Origin of the sequence: Pseudoalteromonas obscura (genome assembly GCF_030135505.1) — a bacterium.
GTDB classification, from domain to species: domain Bacteria; phylum Pseudomonadota; class Gammaproteobacteria; order Enterobacterales; family Alteromonadaceae; genus Pseudoalteromonas; species Pseudoalteromonas obscura.
The window spans coordinates 90735-108671 of record NZ_JASJUT010000004.1 but is presented as its reverse complement, the minus strand read 5'-3'; the positions used below and the strand labels follow the sequence as shown (position 1 = coordinate 108671).

The following is a 17937-nucleotide window of genomic DNA, read 5'->3' as shown; positions in this document are numbered from 1 at the left end:
ATTTTAATAATCACCATTTTTAATCTTACATACCAAATAAGATAAAAAGACTGTCTCTTACCGTCCAAAAGAGCATTTTTCTACACTTTGCACTTGTCCACAATCATTGCACATTTCAATGCTGGAATACCTGTGGTCAGAAAAGATTTATTTTAATGGCTTTTCCAGTATCTAAATATCTGGTTGTTACGTGTTGCCCGACTTCACTATAAAAGTCTTAAAAAGGGCGGTACCCCCAGAGCGTATCTAAAACAGCACATTGAGTAAAAAAATGAATATAGCCTCAGCAGATCCACAGCTAGTTTACCCTTTGGGTCAACACATTATTGTCGATATATTCGACGCCTCAAATTTAATGGGCGAGCAAAACATCGAGGACATGATGATTGACTGCGCCAACGCTGCAAACGCCACAATCCTGAAAACCCATGTGCATCCATTTGAAATGAACGGTGGTGTATCTGGCATGATTATTTTGGCTGAGAGTCATATTTCTATTCACACATGGCCGGAGTACAACTTTGCAGCCATGGACATTTTTATGTGTGGTGATGCACAACCCCAGCTGTGCCTGCCCGTGATAGAGCAGTATTTTCAACCGGGTAAAATGGTAATCAATGACCTCACTAGAGGCGGCTCCATCAGCCGCTTGGGGGAGTTCCAACCACTTTTGCACAACAAATTACAAGCAACCTCAATAACCGCATAATAAAACGGAGTATTCAGCACATGACTAAAATTAATTGGCATTATGAGCAAATGACAAGTGGTATTCACATTGCACTTCGTTCAGAAAAAGATTTGGTAAGTGTGGAAACAGAATTTCAAGACGTCAGTATTTTTGAGACCCGCCACCTTGGTAAAGTAATGCGCATCGACGATGGCATTCAGGTGACGACAAAAGGCGAACACATCTATCACGAAATGATGGCTCACGTGCCTATTATTTTTCATAACCATGTTAAAAACGTGCTCATTGTCGGAGGTGGTGACGGTGGCAGTGCACGTGAAGTACTAAAACACCGCAGTGTTGAAAAAGTAGTCATGGTGGATATTGATGAGCAAATTATCCAATTGAGCCGTAAATTTTTACCCGAAATAAACAATGGCGCCTTTGATGATCCAAGATTCGAGCTGCGCATTGGCGATGGTGCTGACATTATCTCCCAATACAACGATTGTTTTGATCTGATCATTCTAGATGCCGCCGATCCGGATGGCGGTGCATCAGAAACCTTATTCACTCAGTCATTTTTTGCTAATTGCTTAACCGCGTTAAAGGCTGAAGGTATTTTAGTTGCACAAGGTGGTACGCCTTATTTCGAACCTTACATGATGCAGTCCATGGTGTCGCGTTTAACTCAAGCATTTAACAATCCTGCTGGCATATACATGGGCGGCTGCTATGACTATTTTGGTGGCTCCCACGCATTTATTTGGGCTACTCGAAATGGCAGCATTAATACGCTGCCATTAGAAACGCTAGAATCGCGTGTTACTACAGCGGATATTCAAACTAAATACTACTCACCTGAGGCACACTTTGGTGCTTTTTTCTTGTCAAAAGACATGCGAGAACATGTAGATCAAGCTGTGAAATGCGAAAACGTGGACACTCTGTCGATGCCTGAAGCCGGTGATTGGGACGATTACACGCCAGAAACATCAAATAACAGCTACGATAAATAGTCGCGTATTCAATATGCCATTTGGGCATAAGCATATTTAAAAAAGTCACTGATATGGAGGTTGGTACCGTGCCAGTGGCTTATTAGATCCAAGCGCAATTCACTTTCTTGAACTCTGTTTGATACATATAGATACAACATAAAGCGATGAAGTCATTATATAAACGATTTGAAAAAATAGGCCAAAAAGACTCTTTTGACAGCCAGTTATACCAAGCTAAACACAATCTTTTATTTATTCAGCAGTGCTCAAAAGAGTTTTCCAGTTGGATAGCTATCGCATTCGTGATTGCCTTATTCGGCGGGATTTTACAAATTGTGACCTATGATTTTTTAGGCTCGTTAGTCGATTGGTTGGATAATGTAGGCAATCAATCACAACTCAACGACAAAGGGCATGATTTAATCTTCATTGCTATTGCGATTGCCGTTGTTATTCCGGCTATTACCCTGATTAAGAATCTTGTTTTTCATCAATTACTCGGTCCAAACTTACAAAAAAACACCATCATTAAGCTATACCGTACATTAATTGGCACACCGGCGAGCTACCACGAAGAGGACGATCCGGGGGCTACAGCCATTGTGATTGTCGATACGTCCGAAGCCATCATTGATGTGGTTTTACAGTTTTGTGGTTTCGCGGGCTTTATCTTGGCATTTATTGGCGCATTACTTTTTTATGTGGGCAATATTGATGGATGGCTCACCGTCCCATTCCTTATTTGGATAGGCCTGTTCTTAGCATTGCTGATAGGGCAATGGATCCCCAAAGCCAAAACCACTAATCGCCTAGAAGCAGAGAGTTGCGCCGAGATTACCGGTAAATTCACTGAACGTTTCGCGCGTATTCGAACTGTGAAAATGTTATCTAATAAAGAATACGAACAAAAATTTGCTGAAAGATGGGCCTCTCGACATCGCAGAGTCGTCGCTAAGGAATACCGAGTGTTTTCAAGTTTTGCCTCGGTGATTGGTTTACTCAACGGTTTATTACTTGTTGGGGCAGGAGGTTTGTGCTTAAAGCTATGGATGGAAAGCGCGCTCTCAATCGGCGAGTTTTCCATGGTTCTGGCGTTAGTCTATCGGGTTATATCCCTATCCGAATGGTGCCAAGATGAATTTGACGCCTTTTTTGTTTCTTGGGGTCAAGTGACCGTCGGCAGAGAGCTGATCAATGAGTTTCTTGAAGAAGTAGAGCTCGTCGAAGAGGAGGGAAACTTCAATGCAGCAAGAGGCAAAATCACGTTTAAAAATGTTGAGTTTGCCTATGAAAACAAAGCACCATTATTCACTGACTTCTCTTTAAAAATAAAAGCTGGAGAAAAAGTCGGGATCATCGGCCCTTCAGGTTCTGGTAAGTCTTCACTACTCAATATGCTCTCTGGTATTGATGAAATTGAACAAGGAGCCATTTATATTGATGGTAAAAATATCGAAGACTATTCAACCGAGAGCATCTGTAGTGAAATAAGTTTTTTAAATCAAGATATTGGCCTTTTTAATCAGAGTATTTTTGAAAACGTCGCTTTTGGCTTGAATAACATGAGCAAGGCATCGGTAAGGCATGCACTGAAAATGGCCAACGCCCTCAATTTTGTAGACAGCTATCAAGATGCGCGAGGTCGTCGAGGCTTGGCTGCTTTTATCGGGGAAAATGGTGGGCAACTATCTGGCGGCCAACGTCAACGTTTGGCATTTGCCAGAGCAATATTGAGAAATAAAAAAATACTCCTTCTCGATGAAGCAACCAGTGCGCTTGATCCGGCTTTAAAAGCTGAGTTTATCGAAACCCTCAAAGTGCTCATGAAGGGGAAAACCGTCATTTCAATCGCCCACTCTTATGATGTCCTCACCATGATGGATCGCATTATTGAAATCAAGGACGGTAAAATCATCAGAGACACAAAACCAGCTGATATCATCAACATGGTAGAGTAAATCAATGGGGTCAGAGTCAATGGTCGTCTTTTTGCTTTTTGTAACTTTCTGACCTCCTATCACCTCCGCGAGGTATAGGAGTCGATCGTCTACCCGATAACGTTTCAATCTGTTGTTTAAACTGCTTACTGCCTAGCACCCACATTTTGTTTGTCGCTGTGTGAATTTCTGTGAGCATTGCTGCCGGGATCTCTCGAGCAAACAAAGCTCGGTAGTTTGCTTGCCTTTTATGAGAAGATAAACCCAGAGCTAAATACACATCATGCTCTGTCAGTAAGCAAATACGTTTGCCCAATGCATTGTGGTGATAACTTGACCAGATATACTTCGCCGGGTCCGACACAATACCGGCCCTAATTGGGTTCAATTCAATATAGCGACTCACAAGCAAAAAGTACCGCTCAGTATCCACTAACGTCGACTTATAACGCCCTTCCCATAGAGTACCCGTTCTCTGGTAAGTAGTATTAAAATATCGAACATAGTAGCGCCCTAAAGACTGCATTAGCTTGCTCGTACCATTCGCCGTTGTTTGAGTCAGCAGCAAGTGAACATGATTCGTCATCAAAACATAAGCATGAATTTTCACTCCATACTCTTTAGCGTAGTGTTTCAGCTTGTCTAAATAAACCGCATAGTCTTTTGTATCAAAAAAAGTCGCTTGTCGGTTGTTGCCTCGCTGAACAACATGCTGCGGTATATGAGGTAGGTTCAATCGTGGTAGTCTCGCCATATTATCACTAATCCTTTAGCTTTTGTGGCTATTGCAAATGCATTACTTTTATTCAAAATTTATAAAAAGATCAGTGTTCTCTGATCCCTTTGATTTTAAACGTCATCTATGCAAACGTGCGAATTGTCGGGTTCATTGCTTCAGACAAAAAGTGGCCAAATAACCCAACATCAACATCTAAGCGCTCAGAGAGTGTTTTATATTCTTGTCCAAAACCTTCAGGGTGGAATTGTTTACCGTACTGTTCAGTCAGTTCATTTAACCTAATTGACCCATTTAAAGATGATGCATTCAAATCTGCATACTGGTATGAATTTCTAAGCTTTAAGCCCTCAACAATTCCGCTGTGCAGTTGAGTAAATGCGTCTTTCAATTTCTTGTTACCCGACAAAACTGTTTCTAAGTTATTTACCTGAGCAGCAGAAAGCTTGCCACTGCTCAGTTTTAAATTTCCTTTTTTGTCTTGATACAAATCCAAATCACGCAAATCCAAATTGGGATTTTTGTCTGTTTGCACTGTTTTAAACCTCTCGAATTCACTCAGGCTTGTTTTCAATGCTTTTTGCACCTTTTCTATTGCGTCAACATATGCAAGGGTAACTCTTTTTGCCTCGTCTTCGGCCGTTTTAATATCCTCTTTACTCACACCAACATGTGTTTGCAAAGTCACTTTTTCCGAAGTTAAAGGTACTTCAGGTTGTAACTGTGATTCTTTTAATTGTTGTTTCAGTGAAGACTGTGCACCTCGGGTAGGCGCTTGCTGACTATTAACGATGTTTTTTCGATTAATTTCCATCATTGTGCTCCAATCCTTGAAAGCCATGTATGAATAATTAGCTGAATCTACAAAATATTAGTGTAAGAAAATAGCTGAAAAGTAGCATACTCACAAGAAGAAAACCGTTCGTGTATAAGTAATGCGATTATTTTTACACAATAACATCGTTTAAAAATTTCTACCCCCCTTTAAGTGCCACACAACCTTATATGATAAGCAATCAATTTACATTATGAATAAACTAAAAATAAGTGCATCAAAATCGACTTTAGAAAACACTACAGCATTCGTAGTTGTTCAGCATAATTTGCATAATAAGGGTGCAATAGGCAGTACATTAAACGAAGTGTTCCTAAAACTTAAAAACCAACCTTTAGCTGCTCAGAGCGAAGGTTCAAACCAAATTTAAACACAGCCCTACCTATTATTGTATCTGCAATATCCTCAACTCCTGCGCAGCAGTTAATACTTTTAGACTTAAACAGTGATGCTCTTACAGCACAGAGACAGATCCTGTGCTATCACATAGAAGCCGCAACAAAAGCTGAAGGATTGATGGTGAATAGATCTGTCAAATCAATGGGGTCGGAGCCATTGATTATTTAGCCCCAGCCCTTTTATCACGCCAACAAACTCTTGATTGACAACAGACATAGACTTTTTACTTTCCTCTTTGATTGAACGTTACTTTATATTTCAACTTTGATACATTGCCATAAAGCAATTACAAAACAAGGAACTAGAAAGAGGCTATGGATATTTTAATTGAAGATGGCACTGAGAGAAAACATAAGCAAAAACTGCAGAGCCTTATTTCTAGTTCTAAAAAAAGTATTGATATTGCAACAGCATACTTAACTGAGGCAGCACTACTTAAACAAAAAGGAGATGTAAAAGTTCGACTCCTCACTTCAATATCCGCAAATGATATTTTAAGTGGCTCAGTAAGTCTGGACGCTATTTCTTTGTTATTTAAACAAGGTATTGAAATTCGATTATTGGACCCAGACAATAACCACTTTCACCCTAAAGTGTATATATTTGACCATAATACGTTTGTTATTACTTCCGCAAACTTCACTCGCAACGCAATGGAAAACAATATCGAAATAGGTGTAAGTAGTGACTCCCCTCAAGTTTCTGAATTAGTTAAGTGGTACGCGAGTTTATGGAGTACAGCCACGCCACTGACAGGTGACATGCTTGAAGACTTGATTAACTTCCAAAATAAACATCTGAAAACAGCGCTAGAAATAAAGAAAATCAAAAACGACTACAATCTATTGGAAATCAATTATAGAAAAATAAATTTTGTACATCAAAAGTATAAAAAATCTAACTTTTTTATTTGTAATAGTAACCGAAAGTACAGCGCTCGAAATAATGATGGCAGTTATTTTGATGAGGAATTAATGCTTGCCAGTGAGCATGTGATTGCATGGGAGAGCTATAGATATGTAGACCACATGAAAAGAGTGGTACCTGGCGATATTATTTTTCTTTACGCCAAAAAAACCGGAGTCATAGCAATAGGAGAAGCCCTAGAAAGGGCCAGCAAAGTTCCGCCCGAACAAGCACTTAAAAAGTCTACATCAACAAATGAATGGAAAATACCTGTCAGATGGCTAACGCCTAAAGATGATAGATTCGAAATAGACATACCAGATCAAGCCGTTCAGCCTACATTTCTTGATATCAGCGCTGATAAATACGGCAGTTTGAGAGACAAAGTTATGGTTCACTTTGAGCATAGCTTACAAAAGTAATCATCGTGTTCCCGAAATAAAACAGTGCACACAAATTCGAAGAACCTGACCGTGTAAAACTACTTTTGTACAAGGTAAAAAAAGAGGTCTCTAACTCTTTTTACGAAGTACAAAGCCCATGTGTTTACCTAGATGTCAATTGTGCGAGTGGATCGCTTTCTATTTCATGAATCAACGACTCTGACCCCATTGATTATGACCATGCTAATTCACACCACTTATTCATTAAAATCACTAAAAATTAGTAGCTGAGAACAACGCCCGTGTTTCACTGAACACCAACACACTGAAATATAATGACTTTATATTTGGTGCGCTTATTGCTCAATATGACTATGCACTTACTGAATGAGATAAGGAACTGTGTTATGGAAATAAAAACAATAAGAAACTACCTAATGGCAACAGCCATTGCGTGTCAAATAGCCCTTTTGATATGGGAAAGCTTAAATGGCGGTGTCGTCACCCATCACTTTTTAGCTCGAGAGGATATGCCAGGTCTGTCAAATTGGTGGGGTCTTGTGATTTTACCATTTTTAGTATGGATCACCGCTTACAGTATTGAAAAAAGAAGTCAGCATCTAACAGATAAACAGGCCCGAGCCGATTATCATAAAGCGGCTTACATAAGCTTTTTAGCCATGTTACTTATTAGCATTGCTCAGTCGACTATTTTTAGCCTAGGTTATTCAACAGCTGCACTGTCTATATTAATGGCCATCACATTTATTTCGCTCTTTGTGCCGTTATACAGAATTGAAGCGATTGTCGGTTACGTGTTAGGTGGAGCATATTTTACAGGCCCTATGATCCCATTTGTTGGCGTAGTGATATTTGTAGTGGTATCTGTTTTTGCACATTTCTGTATCAAACCACTCATCCTTCGATTAAAGGCGCCAAAAACCGCAGCTGAATAAAGGTATTTGACAGCATTGGATGCTAGCTTCGTTGATTACAATCAACGAAGCTACGTGCTTTTTGTATAACACCTACAGCGAGTATTATGTGGTAAGGCCACTCCGTTATCATTTTAGATCAAACCTTAAGCCTTTTGAGCATTATTTAAGTTCGATACAGCACTTTAATGATATGCCAACCAAATTTAGTTTTGACCAACTGCGGAGTTAGCACTTCACAAGAGAAACAAACTTTATCAAACTGAGGAACCATGGTGCCGCGTCTAAACTCACCTAAATCACCGCCCTTTTTACCTGATGGGCAAGTTGAATGCTTCTTCGCTAAAGTTTGAAACTTTGCTCCTTTTTTTAGCTGTTTGAGAATATCTTCCGCTTGCTCTTTATGCTTTACCAAGATGTGTAACGCATGCGCTGTACTGGCCATATGACTCTATGCTCACTGTGTAAATTATTGCACTATTAATTAAACACAATAATACACCAATACGTTGTCAAAGATGAGCGCCAAAGTACTCAATCCAAGTGAATGGAATAAAGACCAAGTTATAATTTAGTCGCTAATGCAGCAGAAGATAAAAAGGCCTGCCCTAAAACTCAGCTGCAAATACATTTGACTCCGCCCTCACAACTCCCTTAGATTAGTTTACTCTTCCATCAGAACTTTCATCATCTGCTCATGATGATTCAAAAAATCCTTTGTAATTGTGTAGTGTTCAGTGTCTTCGTATTTGACTTCACTTATACCTGTCTGTGAAAACTGATAAATTTTTGCTCTAGGGTATGCCAACAAAATTGGCGAGTGGGTCGCTATAATAAATTGAGAGTTTTCTTCAACTAATTGGTGGATAGCTGACACTGCCGCCATCTGACGTGCAGGTGATAGGGCAGCCTCGGGCTCATCCATAATGTATAAACCATCGCCTCGTAACTTGTTTACCAAAGTCGCCATAAAGGACTCTCCGTGTGATTGCTGGTGTAGAGATTTTCCACCATAGCTACTCAGATATCCCACTTCATCCATAAGCGTCGCAAGGTTGTAAAAGCTCTCAGCTCGAAGAAAGTACCCATCTCTTGGGTGTTTAAAACTCTTAATTGGCTTAAGGTACTCATAAAGTGAAGAATGGGTTTTATTGGTAGTAAATGTTGACTGTTTAGTGCCACCTTCAGCGTTAAATCCCATAGCCACCGCAATCGCCTCGATGAGTGTAGACTTGCCCGCCCCATTCTCCCCTACAAAAAAGGTAACATCGGCATGGAACTCTATGTAGTCTAGCTCTCTAATCGCTGGAATATTAAAAGGATAAACCTCGAAGCTGTCAATATTGTCACGCTTTAACTGAATTTCTCTGAGGTAAGGCCTATCTGTAAAACTCATGCTTTCTGTGCCGCTGTGTATTGTTAGTATCAATGTTCGCCAAAACAAGTAATTTTGAACAAACACTCTAAAAAATAAATCGCTACGCTATCACCTTCTGAATCGACCCACAAGCTGCCCAATATCAATGGGGTCAGAGTCATTGATAAATTTAAGGTTTACACTTATTGACCTCGTTCAGGGTTTTAACGCAGCTCCAGCTTCGGATATTGAATCACTGTCTCGAGCCAAGTGTTTTTTTGAATGGGATCAACGACTCTGACCCTTTTGATTCTTGAACCTTACAAGACATGGTGCCAGCGAGTAACAAAGTAAATAATCAGATGAACACGACGCAATTTCCAAAGATGCACTACGCTAATAGTATTGGGCAACAATGATGAGAGACCAATGTACAAGTTCATACTCATTTGGTTATTGCTAGTAAGCCAGGCGTCTATTGCGACAGAGACAATTCGCGTGCGAGGCAGTCAGTCAGAGTATGATAGTACTCACAATTACTATGTAGGACTCATAGAGCTGGCTTTCGATAAACTAAACAAGCCAATTAGAATTCAATTTTCACCTTATATGGTGCAGGACAGAGCGCTCTTTGAACTGCAGTCTAATCGTTTAATTGACTTATACTGGGCAGGTACCAACCAACAAAGAGAGTCTGAGTTGGGGGTGGTGCGTATCCCACTGATTAAAGGGCTACTCGGGTATCGCGTTTTTACTATTCATCAAGATAATGAACAGCTTTTTTCTCAGATCAAATCTTTAAAATCGCTAAAAAATACGACTTTGTGTCAGGGACAGCACTGGCCCGATACAGACATCATGCTAGCCGCAGGCCTGAGCGTGATCACCAACGTTGTATATGAAAACATGTTTAAGCAAGTCTATGCAGATAGATGTAAAGCCTTTCCCAGAGGGATCAATGAGGCCTTCTCTGAAGTAGAAATCCGACAACAAATTATGCCTAAGTTAATGGTCTTTGATGATGTTATTTTGCACTATCGGTTCCCAATGTATTTTTTTACCCATAAAGATAACTCTCAGCTCATCAATGACCTGAAGTCGGGTTTAATGCTGGCAATCAAAGATGGAAGCTTTGATAAATATATGCAAACTCATCCTACGACTAAGCATTTGTTTCCCCTTAGTAAATGGGATAATAAAACGATATTAACCATAGATAATCCGTTTCTACCTAAGTCTGCACAGGTTGATGACAAACAGCTGTGGATAGAACTTGGTAACAAAAAATAGCGGCCAAAAATTTACTGAGCAATTTTTAGAGGTTTTCCTTACTTCTTTTCAAACCAAGATACACATCTTGGTACTGTTTTTTCCCATCAATAAACCCAAGCTGCCCTGAACTATTTTGCTACGTGTCATATGTTTATGATCACCTCAATGTAACAATAAGAGAATAGTGGCTCATAAATGACTATCCACACATCAGGACAACCCCCTAGATGCTCTTCAAGCTAAATATAATTTACTTCCGTGCCTGATCTAACTACCTATAACTTAGCTATGTTAAAAATAACGAAATACACAGTGTCGTCCATGGGTATGTAGCGTTATAGTTTCTTCATATCGTGCACCAAGGCTTAGAGCAACATTTTTGGATGCGCTGTTTTTAGGATCGATATAACTCACTAAGCTTTTTGCTTTCAAGCTGTTTCTCGCCAACTCAATACACTGCCGTCCAGCTTCTTGCGCATAACCTTGGCCGCGAGCTTCAGAAACCAACCAATACCCCAACTCTAATTCAGGCCAAGCTGGCGACTTCCATAGCCCCACGCACCCTACAAATTTCTTAGTAGATTTTTCTTCTACAGCATAATATCCAAAACCATTCAGTTGCCAATGCCCAATCAACATAGTTAAATTACGCCAAGCGCCTTCTCTATCTTTCCGACCACCTACATACTTTGCATCTAAATTATGTTGATAAAACATAGCGTAGTGTTCAAAGTCCTTTTCATGCCACTGGCGTAAAGTAAGACGCTCAGTTTGTACCGTATTAATTTTCATGCATCTCCTGTTAGTTGATCAATGAATGTTAAACTTACACCAATTGAAATCAGCATAACTGCACTTAATTTATTCATTATCGCCGTCACAGATTCACTCGTAACCTTTTCATTTACTTTGCTACTTAACTGGGCATATAGCAGCAAACACAATAATTCAATGACAATGCTTGTAAGTCCTAAAATCAGTAATTGAGATAAAAATGGTTTTGACTCATCTATAAATTGAGGCAAAATTGCAACAAAAAACAGGAGCGTTTTAGGGTTTGACAGCTCTATAAATAACCCCCCTTTAAACGCTTTGTAAACATTTACTGAAATTGCACCTTGAACTTTATTGAGAGCGCTTTTTTCTAGGAATAGATTAATGCCTATCCATAGTAAATATGCCGCACCAGCCCATTTCACAAAAAAGAAAAAAGTATCTGAAGATGAAAGTACGGTATTAATTCCCGTTGCAGATATTAAAAAATATATCGCACTTCCACCAACCACTCCAAACGCAGCTGAAACACTGGCTTTATATCCCGAACTGACTCCATGAGAAGCGACATAAAATACAGCCGGTCCAGGAGAAATACATAAGATAAGTTCAGCTATACAAAAAAATATCCACGTTGTGATATCCACACTACCTCCAAGAAAATAACAAAGGCTCACTTCTCATTATTTTTTTGAAATAGACGCGAATCATGACGTTCGTATTCAAGCCCGTAAATCTCTTTGAATTTTGATATTTTTTTTATGGTGTCTTCTTCGAAGGCTGGCGCTCCATCAAATGCATGCAATGCAATGCTCTCTATCAATTCACCTAAACTCATATCGTACAGTTCAGCAGTTGCCTTTAGAACTTTAACTAATCTCTTCTCCATTCTTAGACCAGTTTGTACCCTTTCCAATTTCTCTTGTTTATTTCGTTTTTCCATTTTAACAACCCACCTCAACATTGTTACCATGGTAACAATGTACCACAAGTAAAATGTATTAAAAGCTTTTTTGTATGTGGGCTATGAATGATTGACTCAAACAACAAGAGCCTTTCTCATATCTACAAATTAATGGGAGCCCAAACCATTGTAAGTACTTACACACACCATACGTTGAATTTACAGTGTTCATTGAAATAAAAGATTTTAAGTAAGCTTAAGCGATATTGGCCCTTTTAATTTCCTATACTCCAACAAATTGCTCCTCATACTCCATCTGCAAAAAATTGACACCTTGATTGAGAATGGCCTCTGCTGGCATAAAGAAAATAGTTTTTATCCACTGTTTTCGCGGCTTAGATAGCCAATCTCATGCTACTTAGAAAGTTTGGTTTAAAAAATGCATTAGAAATTCACTAAGAACAAAAATTCAAATGAGTGATGTCACCACCATGAATGAAAGCACAAATACCGTATATGTATTGAGCGGCTATGCAAAATGCTCGACCACAAATCAAAATAAATACAAACTCGGCAACAAGCACTCTATCGGCCTGTTAACGACCGATAAGAACTACAAAGATAATATCAACAACCTTAAAACCTTTATCCAAGATTTAGGTTGGGACTCCATCACGTTTTGCATGGTTGAAGAGGTCGACGATATCAGCTCCTTGTCCAATGACGTTTTAATATCAAGCTTTCAGCGCGCCCAGAAAAATGGCCAGTCATTGGTGGTTAATGATTTGCCTATTACCGTGCATTAATGCAAAACAGAGCTTAAAAAAACAATGGGGTCAGAGTCGTTGATCGTTCATGCTATGTGGGATGAACGACCTCATTTGGGCTGTAGCGAAACGAGCTAATGGCCTTTTAAAGTAACAATTAAAGCGAGTATTTTGAAAGGGCTCATATGACTCTACCCCCCTTTTGACTGACTAACACTAAAATCAACTACTCGACTCATTTTCTAAGTATTGATTTGCATGCTTTAAGCTTTGTAAGTCATCAAAACGCACTCCGTGCTGGGCCATAACTGGCCGTATTTTTTGGCTTATCAATTGCCGAATATAAAAGGGTTGATTTGGCGCGAAGTGATGAATGGTATGTGTACGGCCAAAGTCAAAACAAAAGAGCTGAAAAGGTAAAAACCAGCGACTGGTGATCACATGTGTTTGCTCTAACACATTATTCACACCACCATAGTAGTGCATTGAAGATGTAATTAAATTAAGAGAGGTTGAGCGAATAATATTTGGTACAATCAGTACCACCATCAAGAATTCAGCAACTGCAAGCAACTCCACTCCCCATGCAGGTAATTCAAATGGGTGAACAAATTGCAGCACATAATAAACAATCACACAATGTAAGATTGCAAAGTAAGTCGTCGCAAGCGGAACACCTGCATTAAAGACCTGAAAAAACTTAAAGTCACGTATTTCTTCACTAAAACGCTTTGAATTAATCAATAAACCCAGCAGCCCATCAGCGACCACAACGGCTCTCAAAAATGGAGACTTAATACCATTACCCACCAGACGCTCCTCTAAGTCTTGTGAAGTACCAGAGACTTTATGATGATGTAAATGGATCTGCCTGCGATACCAAGGGTTCACCGTATTGGGGCGCATCAACCACACAATTAGCATCATAAAGTTATGTATAAATGGACGCTTACTAAAATACTGCTTATGGAGCAGATCATGCTCAAGTTCATGGGCAATAGAAGTAACAAAGGCAACTAAAATAATACACAGCCACGCAGGTATCACCGCAACATAATACAGCGTCGCAACACCAATAAATGAACTCAATGACAACAATAGTATGACCATGGCAATACCGTTTTGCCATTTAAGGATTGGATAACGCGCCCTAAGCGATGCCTCTTCGGCTTTTATCGCTGTCACTATCGCATTGATGTTCTGATTCGCTGTTAATTTTGACATTGATAGCTGTACTAAATAGTTGATATTAGAATCATACCGGAATCAATGGGGTCAGAGTAAATGGTTTTTCAAATTCACTTTACGCTTCCCCCTTCATATCAAGACAAAAAACAGCGGGTTAATTAAAATCCCGATCAAATTACTCTGACCCTTTTGATTGCATCTCGTATTGCTTAAGTATCGTCAGCATATCTTCTGGAATGGGCGCTTTTTGCCCTGTTTTCATATTGAACATCACCACAGTTGCGTACCCTGTTGTACATATTGCTTGCTGTGATTCACTCAACGCCTCGTAGCGCATGGTAAAACGATCTTCTTTGATGTCAGTAATATATGAACCAATATACAAAGTATCAGGAAAAGTAACCGGTCGCTTGTATTGCGCATAAGTATCACGCAGAACCGGGCTATGGCTGGGCTCAGATAATATAGAAAGCAAACCGGTTTGCTTTAAAAAATCAATGCGCGCGGTTTCGAAATAACGAAAATACGACACGTTATTCACATGCCCTAACGCATCCATTTCACCCCATACCACATTAACTTTTGTGTTAATTGCATACTTTTCGAAAAACTCCTGCATGACGCAGCCTCAAATTATGATTATTTATTTTGAGCGTAACAACTCATCGTACCAGTAGCAAGGTTAGTTCAGTTGCAAAATGCACTTTTGCGCGGGATGGAATCAATGGGGTCAGAGTAAATGATTTTAAAAATGCACAGTACTCTTTCCCCAACCAAACTCTTATAAGACTGCAGTCTCATTAAAAGGTAGGATCAAATGAATCTGATCCCTTTGATTGATTTGAATAAAATTACTCTGTTCCATTTTATTAATCACTTTATTCTATGCTGTTCAAAAAATTAATCACTTGCCCAAGCTTTCTACCTAGTAAAGGAGGAACTGCATTACCTACTTGGGTATATTGAGGAACTTCAAACTTCCTCATCTGACCTCCAGTAGTAACCTTAGATCTAAACACGAAATTATCTGGGAATGATTGAATACGAGCCATTTCTCGAACAGTCAGTGTACGAAGCTCATCTTGATGATAGTGGCAAGCATCATCTGGAATAGAAAGTGCTGCTGGAGCTGGTTGTTGAGCATTTAACGCTCGTTGAGTTTGCTTCTTAGTTGGATGAAGTTTCAAGTAATCAATAAAGCTTTCGTGAGTCCCGAATACTTGTAACTCATTTTCAAAGTTTAAATATTCAAAAGTATGCAGTTGAACCCACGTATCATGCGAAATCGACTCACTCTCTCCTCGCAAAACTGCGAATACCTCTTTGCTGACAGCTCTACTATTTACCTGTTGCAAAACTTGATATAACCTAAAACGCCTTTGGACTAGCTCTCCATTTTTCCTGAGTTCATGGTTGAAAACTTCTGTGCGGCTTGGAAGATCAAAAGTAGTGTTCAGCTCTTGGACAAAGTTAGAAGGTTCGGAACCATCTACGCGCAGATCATCAATCGCATCTTGCACAGATATACTGTCATTGTCGATAAGTGGGCTTAAAAAAGTGTTTCGAAACAGGTGGGGAGTCCGCTCGATATCGAAGTAGCTCAAGTGACCAAACTCTAACTCTACGCCCTTACAGGTTACTAAATCACAAAAATTAATAGATGATTTAAGTAATTCAAGGCTTGCGTCTGTTAGTTCTGAGCTTTGCAATAAATTAGCATGAATATCTTTTCTGATTGCAATTAAAATAAACCTAGGACGACTTTGCGCCACTCCTGCATATTTAGCATTGATATGCAAACATAGCGGAACGTAATCAATAGCAGCAAAAGCTTTTGCTACTTCATACCATGCGTGAAATTTCAATCCTTTATCGTCTGAAAATGCCCTGAGAATACCTGTCACATTCTCAAGCAGCACAAATTTAGGAGAGACATGGCTGACAAAATTAACAAAATCTAAAGGCAAAGTATTCTTATCGCAGTCTTTCTTTCTAGCACCAGCCATACTAAAGCTCTGACAAGGTGGCCCACCAGACACTAAGGTCAGTTCCTCTCGACCAAAGCTATTGTGAAGAGTCTCACCAAGATCGGCACGCTGAGTTAACAACTTATTTAACTCTCTAATGCTGCCTACAATTAAACGACCTTCAAAATCAGTATTGTTTTTTGGTAAATCACTGTACCCTTGCTCATCTAAAGGTGGGTAATTTTGAGGGTTTTCCCTTAACCTATCTGAAAGGCTTTCAAATTTACTGTTAATCCAGATTACATGTTTGGAGCTATCATTTTTAGATGCTAAATCACTTAAGTCTTCATTGAAAAAGTTATATGCGTAGGTCTCAGCAGCCATTGGAGAAAGTTCATTCCCTAATATTAACTTAAAACCAACACTCTCTAACCCTAATGATAGACCACCACAACCTGCAAACAGCTCAATATGACTCACCCAAAAACTCCAATAGCAAATTCAAAGTGAATTCTAACGTAACACTGTATAAAAAACCAGGTTAAAATGAAAAAACATGAAGATTTAATATAATAACTATTTGTGACCAGCCGTAGCACTATCGCTAACAGCTATTCATTAAACATCACATAAAATTTGTGACCGCCAAATAGTTGACCTATCGCCATTTCAACGTATTAAAGCTTGAAGTAGTTACATTTATTGAGCTCTTTAACTTTTTCACTAATCTCAAAATTCCACCCCTTTTGATAATCATTTAAAGCGCTTTTAAAGTTCTTGTCCAAAATATCGACAACATTCATTGCAACGCCTGTTTTACTTGGTAATCCCCAAAAATTACCACCTGAAAGGTTTTGCACACGCTTCACACATGTTGAAGTATTTTTAATACCCTCAGGTTTTACCGTTGGTACAGTCACAAATGCATAGGAGAATTTCTTAAGCTGCTCATGAGAATAGCCATGACTGCCAACTGTCGCTTCTGATGAAAACCCCTTAGATGAATAAATTAAATCCCAAAGCATAGGTATTTGAGCATTATCATTCCAGTTAGTTTTACACTGAATTACGGTCAACTCAGTTTCATGAAACTTTGAGTGCACAACCTCTTCTAATGCAGCAAGCAATTTTGTTTTCGAGCTGTACGAGGACTCATTAAGCTCTGTACCTAATGGAAATGTTATTGCTAGAAGGTCACTTTCTGTATTAGATTTAAAATTGCCATAATTTACACTTATGGAATGGAGAATTGACTCTGGTATGTGTGCTTTTTTAGCCTTAATTACGACAGTTCGACTTCCTATCAAGCACAAATTGAGATACCAACACACTAGTGCTTCCCACGCAGCCCCGCCACCAGAGACTTCTTTTTGAGATCTAGAACCATCAGAAGTTCCAGAAAAAATATCATATAGGGAATTACCAAGGATTCTAATCGTTTTATTTGTAGGTTGCTGGTTCTGAAAAACACTTTGAATTGACTCAAGCCAAGTTGGCCAAACTTTTTTTAATGTGGAGAGCTTGTGTAAGTCTGTAACAACTTCACGCCTTAACTGCTCGATAGCGTTCATACAGGATCCTTCTTATTGTGATTATTCCTTATATTAAGTATTTCATATAAAAACTCCAGTAAAATCATAATTAAATGTAATTAAAAGGTCCTATGTTATTGATACTTCCTCCTAGCAAACAACCCCACAGACAACTCCACTCCCCTTCGATCACGCCTGAAAATAAGCAATTGATGAGTAATGCGCTCGCATGGATGCGAGTCAAGCCATGATTTCCCCAAGGATGGCGAATACATGGGGTTTACGTTCACATCAATAGTGTTTTGAAGATTAAGCGTGATAGCGGGGCGCTGGGAGAGTCCAGAGAGGGGCCAGCGCCAGCCCCTCTTTGGTTG

The 17937-nt window shown here is 39.3% G+C and carries 19 protein-coding genes; 8 read left to right on the top strand and 11 right to left on the bottom strand.

Annotated features, from left to right (window positions below):
• Positions 1-271: 271 nt before the first annotated feature.
• The 3 genes from speD to QNM18_RS11845 all read left to right on the top strand — a co-directional run bounded on the left by speD (position 272) and on the right by QNM18_RS11845 (position 3629).
• Complete coding sequence (speD, locus tag QNM18_RS11855) at positions 272-709, top strand: adenosylmethionine decarboxylase (protein WP_284137344.1); 438 nt, start codon at positions 272-274, stop codon at positions 707-709.
• A 20-nt stretch (positions 710-729) separates the two neighbouring features.
• Positions 730-1689: a polyamine aminopropyltransferase gene (gene speE, locus QNM18_RS11850; RefSeq protein WP_211011379.1), complete on the top strand. Its 960-nt coding sequence runs from the start codon at positions 730-732 to the stop codon at positions 1687-1689.
• Positions 1690-1835: 146 nt separating this feature from the next.
• Entirely contained in the window at positions 1836-3629 is a 1794-nt protein-coding gene (locus QNM18_RS11845; protein ID WP_284137343.1) for an ABC transporter ATP-binding protein, read from the top strand.
• Positions 3630-3645: 16 nt separating this feature from the next.
• Here the strand turns inward: QNM18_RS11845 and QNM18_RS11840 are convergent, their stop codons facing one another.
• Both QNM18_RS11840 and QNM18_RS11835 read right to left on the bottom strand, forming a co-directional pair.
• Entirely contained in the window at positions 3646-4362 is a 717-nt protein-coding gene (locus QNM18_RS11840; protein ID WP_284137342.1) for a transposase, read from the bottom strand.
• 106 nt (positions 4363-4468) lie between these two features.
• Entirely contained in the window at positions 4469-5161 is a 693-nt protein-coding gene (locus tag QNM18_RS11835; protein ID WP_284137341.1) for a hypothetical protein, read from the bottom strand.
• Between the two features lie 211 nt (positions 5162-5372).
• Between QNM18_RS11835 and QNM18_RS11830 the strand changes: the two genes are divergently transcribed.
• The 3 genes from QNM18_RS11830 to QNM18_RS11820 all read left to right on the top strand — a co-directional run bounded on the left by QNM18_RS11830 (position 5373) and on the right by QNM18_RS11820 (position 7823).
• Positions 5373-5549 (top strand): hypothetical protein, encoded by a 177-nt coding sequence (locus tag QNM18_RS11830; protein ID WP_284137340.1) that lies wholly within the window; start codon positions 5373-5375, stop codon positions 5547-5549.
• Positions 5550-5892: 343 nt separating this feature from the next.
• Entirely contained in the window at positions 5893-6906 is a 1014-nt protein-coding gene (locus tag QNM18_RS11825) for a phospholipase D family protein (RefSeq protein ID WP_284137339.1), read from the top strand.
• Between the two features lie 368 nt (positions 6907-7274).
• Positions 7275-7823 (top strand): hypothetical protein, encoded by a 549-nt coding sequence (locus tag QNM18_RS11820; RefSeq protein ID WP_284137338.1) that lies wholly within the window; start codon positions 7275-7277, stop codon positions 7821-7823.
• A 145-nt stretch (positions 7824-7968) separates the two neighbouring features.
• Here the strand turns inward: QNM18_RS11820 and ppiC are convergent, their stop codons facing one another.
• Both ppiC and QNM18_RS11810 read right to left on the bottom strand, forming a co-directional pair.
• On the bottom strand, positions 7969-8247 hold the full coding sequence (ppiC, locus tag QNM18_RS11815; RefSeq protein ID WP_039612035.1) for a peptidylprolyl isomerase PpiC: 279 nt from the start codon (positions 8245-8247) through the stop codon (positions 7969-7971).
• Between the two features lie 219 nt (positions 8248-8466).
• On the bottom strand, positions 8467-9198 hold the full coding sequence (locus QNM18_RS11810; RefSeq protein ID WP_211011384.1) for an AAA family ATPase: 732 nt from the start codon (positions 9196-9198) through the stop codon (positions 8467-8469).
• 390 nt (positions 9199-9588) lie between these two features.
• Here QNM18_RS11810 and QNM18_RS11805 point away from each other — a divergent pair, with 390 nt between their 5' ends.
• Entirely contained in the window at positions 9589-10449 is an 861-nt protein-coding gene (locus tag QNM18_RS11805; RefSeq protein WP_284137337.1) for a hypothetical protein, read from the top strand.
• Between the two features lie 273 nt (positions 10450-10722).
• Here QNM18_RS11805 and QNM18_RS11800 read toward each other — a convergent pair whose 3' ends face one another.
• From QNM18_RS11800 to QNM18_RS11790, 3 genes are read right to left on the bottom strand one after another with little or no spacing between them, the layout of a single operon-like run.
• The gene (locus tag QNM18_RS11800; RefSeq protein ID WP_211011386.1) at positions 10723-11223 is read right to left on the bottom strand and encodes a GNAT family N-acetyltransferase; all 501 of its coding nucleotides are present in this window, start codon (positions 11221-11223) and stop codon (positions 10723-10725) included.
• Entirely contained in the window at positions 11220-11882 is a 663-nt protein-coding gene (locus QNM18_RS11795) for a LysE family translocator (protein WP_284137336.1), read from the bottom strand. The genes QNM18_RS11800 and QNM18_RS11795 overlap by 4 nt, the downstream gene beginning before the upstream one ends.
• A complete protein-coding gene (locus QNM18_RS11790) occupies positions 11879-12148 on the bottom strand; it encodes a hypothetical protein (protein ID WP_211011388.1) in 270 nt (89 codons plus the stop codon). Before QNM18_RS11790 ends, QNM18_RS11795 begins: the two co-directional genes overlap by 4 nt.
• A gap of 452 nt (positions 12149-12600) precedes the next feature.
• Here QNM18_RS11790 and QNM18_RS11785 point away from each other — a divergent pair, with 452 nt between their 5' ends.
• Positions 12601-12915, top strand: coding sequence for a hypothetical protein (locus tag QNM18_RS11785; protein WP_284137483.1), 315 nt, complete (start codon positions 12601-12603; stop codon positions 12913-12915).
• Positions 12916-13098: 183 nt separating this feature from the next.
• Here QNM18_RS11785 and QNM18_RS11780 read toward each other — a convergent pair whose 3' ends face one another.
• The 4 genes from QNM18_RS11780 to QNM18_RS11765 form a co-directional block, all read right to left on the bottom strand.
• A complete protein-coding gene (locus QNM18_RS11780; RefSeq protein ID WP_284137335.1) occupies positions 13099-14100 on the bottom strand; it encodes a fatty acid desaturase in 1002 nt (333 codons plus the stop codon).
• A gap of 139 nt (positions 14101-14239) precedes the next feature.
• Entirely contained in the window at positions 14240-14683 is a 444-nt protein-coding gene (locus tag QNM18_RS11775) for an acyl-CoA thioesterase (protein WP_284137334.1), read from the bottom strand.
• A gap of 259 nt (positions 14684-14942) precedes the next feature.
• Positions 14943-16511, bottom strand: a complete 1569-nt coding sequence (locus tag QNM18_RS11770; protein ID WP_284137333.1) for a DNA cytosine methyltransferase — start codon at positions 16509-16511, stop codon at positions 14943-14945.
• 197 nt (positions 16512-16708) lie between these two features.
• The gene (locus QNM18_RS11765; protein WP_284137332.1) at positions 16709-17602 is read right to left on the bottom strand and encodes a hypothetical protein; all 894 of its coding nucleotides are present in this window, start codon (positions 17600-17602) and stop codon (positions 16709-16711) included.
• Positions 17603-17937 lie beyond the last annotated feature (335 nt).

Bases quoted from the DNA above. Each gene is read 5' to 3' on its own strand.
- QNM18_RS11765 (WP_284137332.1), bottom strand. From the start codon at position 17,602: ATGAACGCTATCGAGCAGTTAAGGCGTGAAGTTGTTACAGACTTACAC.
- ppiC (WP_039612035.1), bottom strand. From the start codon at position 8,247: ATGGCCAGTACAGCGCATGCGTTACACATCTTGGTAAAGCATAAAGAG.
- QNM18_RS11780 (WP_284137335.1), bottom strand. From the start codon at position 14,100: ATGTCAAAATTAACAGCGAATCAGAACATCAATGCGATAGTGACAGCG.
- QNM18_RS11845 (WP_284137343.1), top strand. From the start codon at position 1,836: ATGAAGTCATTATATAAACGATTTGAAAAAATAGGCCAAAAAGACTCT.
- QNM18_RS11805 (WP_284137337.1), top strand. From the start codon at position 9,589: ATGTACAAGTTCATACTCATTTGGTTATTGCTAGTAAGCCAGGCGTCT.
- QNM18_RS11775 (WP_284137334.1), bottom strand. From the start codon at position 14,683: ATGCAGGAGTTTTTCGAAAAGTATGCAATTAACACAAAAGTTAATGTG.
- QNM18_RS11830 (WP_284137340.1), top strand. From the start codon at position 5,373: ATGAATAAACTAAAAATAAGTGCATCAAAATCGACTTTAGAAAACACT.
- QNM18_RS11835 (WP_284137341.1), bottom strand. From the start codon at position 5,161: ATGATGGAAATTAATCGAAAAAACATCGTTAATAGTCAGCAAGCGCCT.
- QNM18_RS11790 (WP_211011388.1), bottom strand. From the start codon at position 12,148: ATGGAAAAACGAAATAAACAAGAGAAATTGGAAAGGGTACAAACTGGT.
- speE (WP_211011379.1), top strand. From the start codon at position 730: ATGACTAAAATTAATTGGCATTATGAGCAAATGACAAGTGGTATTCAC.
- QNM18_RS11840 (WP_284137342.1), bottom strand. From the start codon at position 4,362: ATGGCGAGACTACCACGATTGAACCTACCTCATATACCGCAGCATGTT.
- QNM18_RS11800 (WP_211011386.1), bottom strand. From the start codon at position 11,223: ATGAAAATTAATACGGTACAAACTGAGCGTCTTACTTTACGCCAGTGG.
- QNM18_RS11825 (WP_284137339.1), top strand. From the start codon at position 5,893: ATGGATATTTTAATTGAAGATGGCACTGAGAGAAAACATAAGCAAAAA.
- QNM18_RS11810 (WP_211011384.1), bottom strand. From the start codon at position 9,198: ATGAGTTTTACAGATAGGCCTTACCTCAGAGAAATTCAGTTAAAGCGT.
- QNM18_RS11785 (WP_284137483.1), top strand. From the start codon at position 12,601: ATGAATGAAAGCACAAATACCGTATATGTATTGAGCGGCTATGCAAAA.
- speD (WP_284137344.1), top strand. From the start codon at position 272: ATGAATATAGCCTCAGCAGATCCACAGCTAGTTTACCCTTTGGGTCAA.
- QNM18_RS11820 (WP_284137338.1), top strand. From the start codon at position 7,275: ATGGAAATAAAAACAATAAGAAACTACCTAATGGCAACAGCCATTGCG.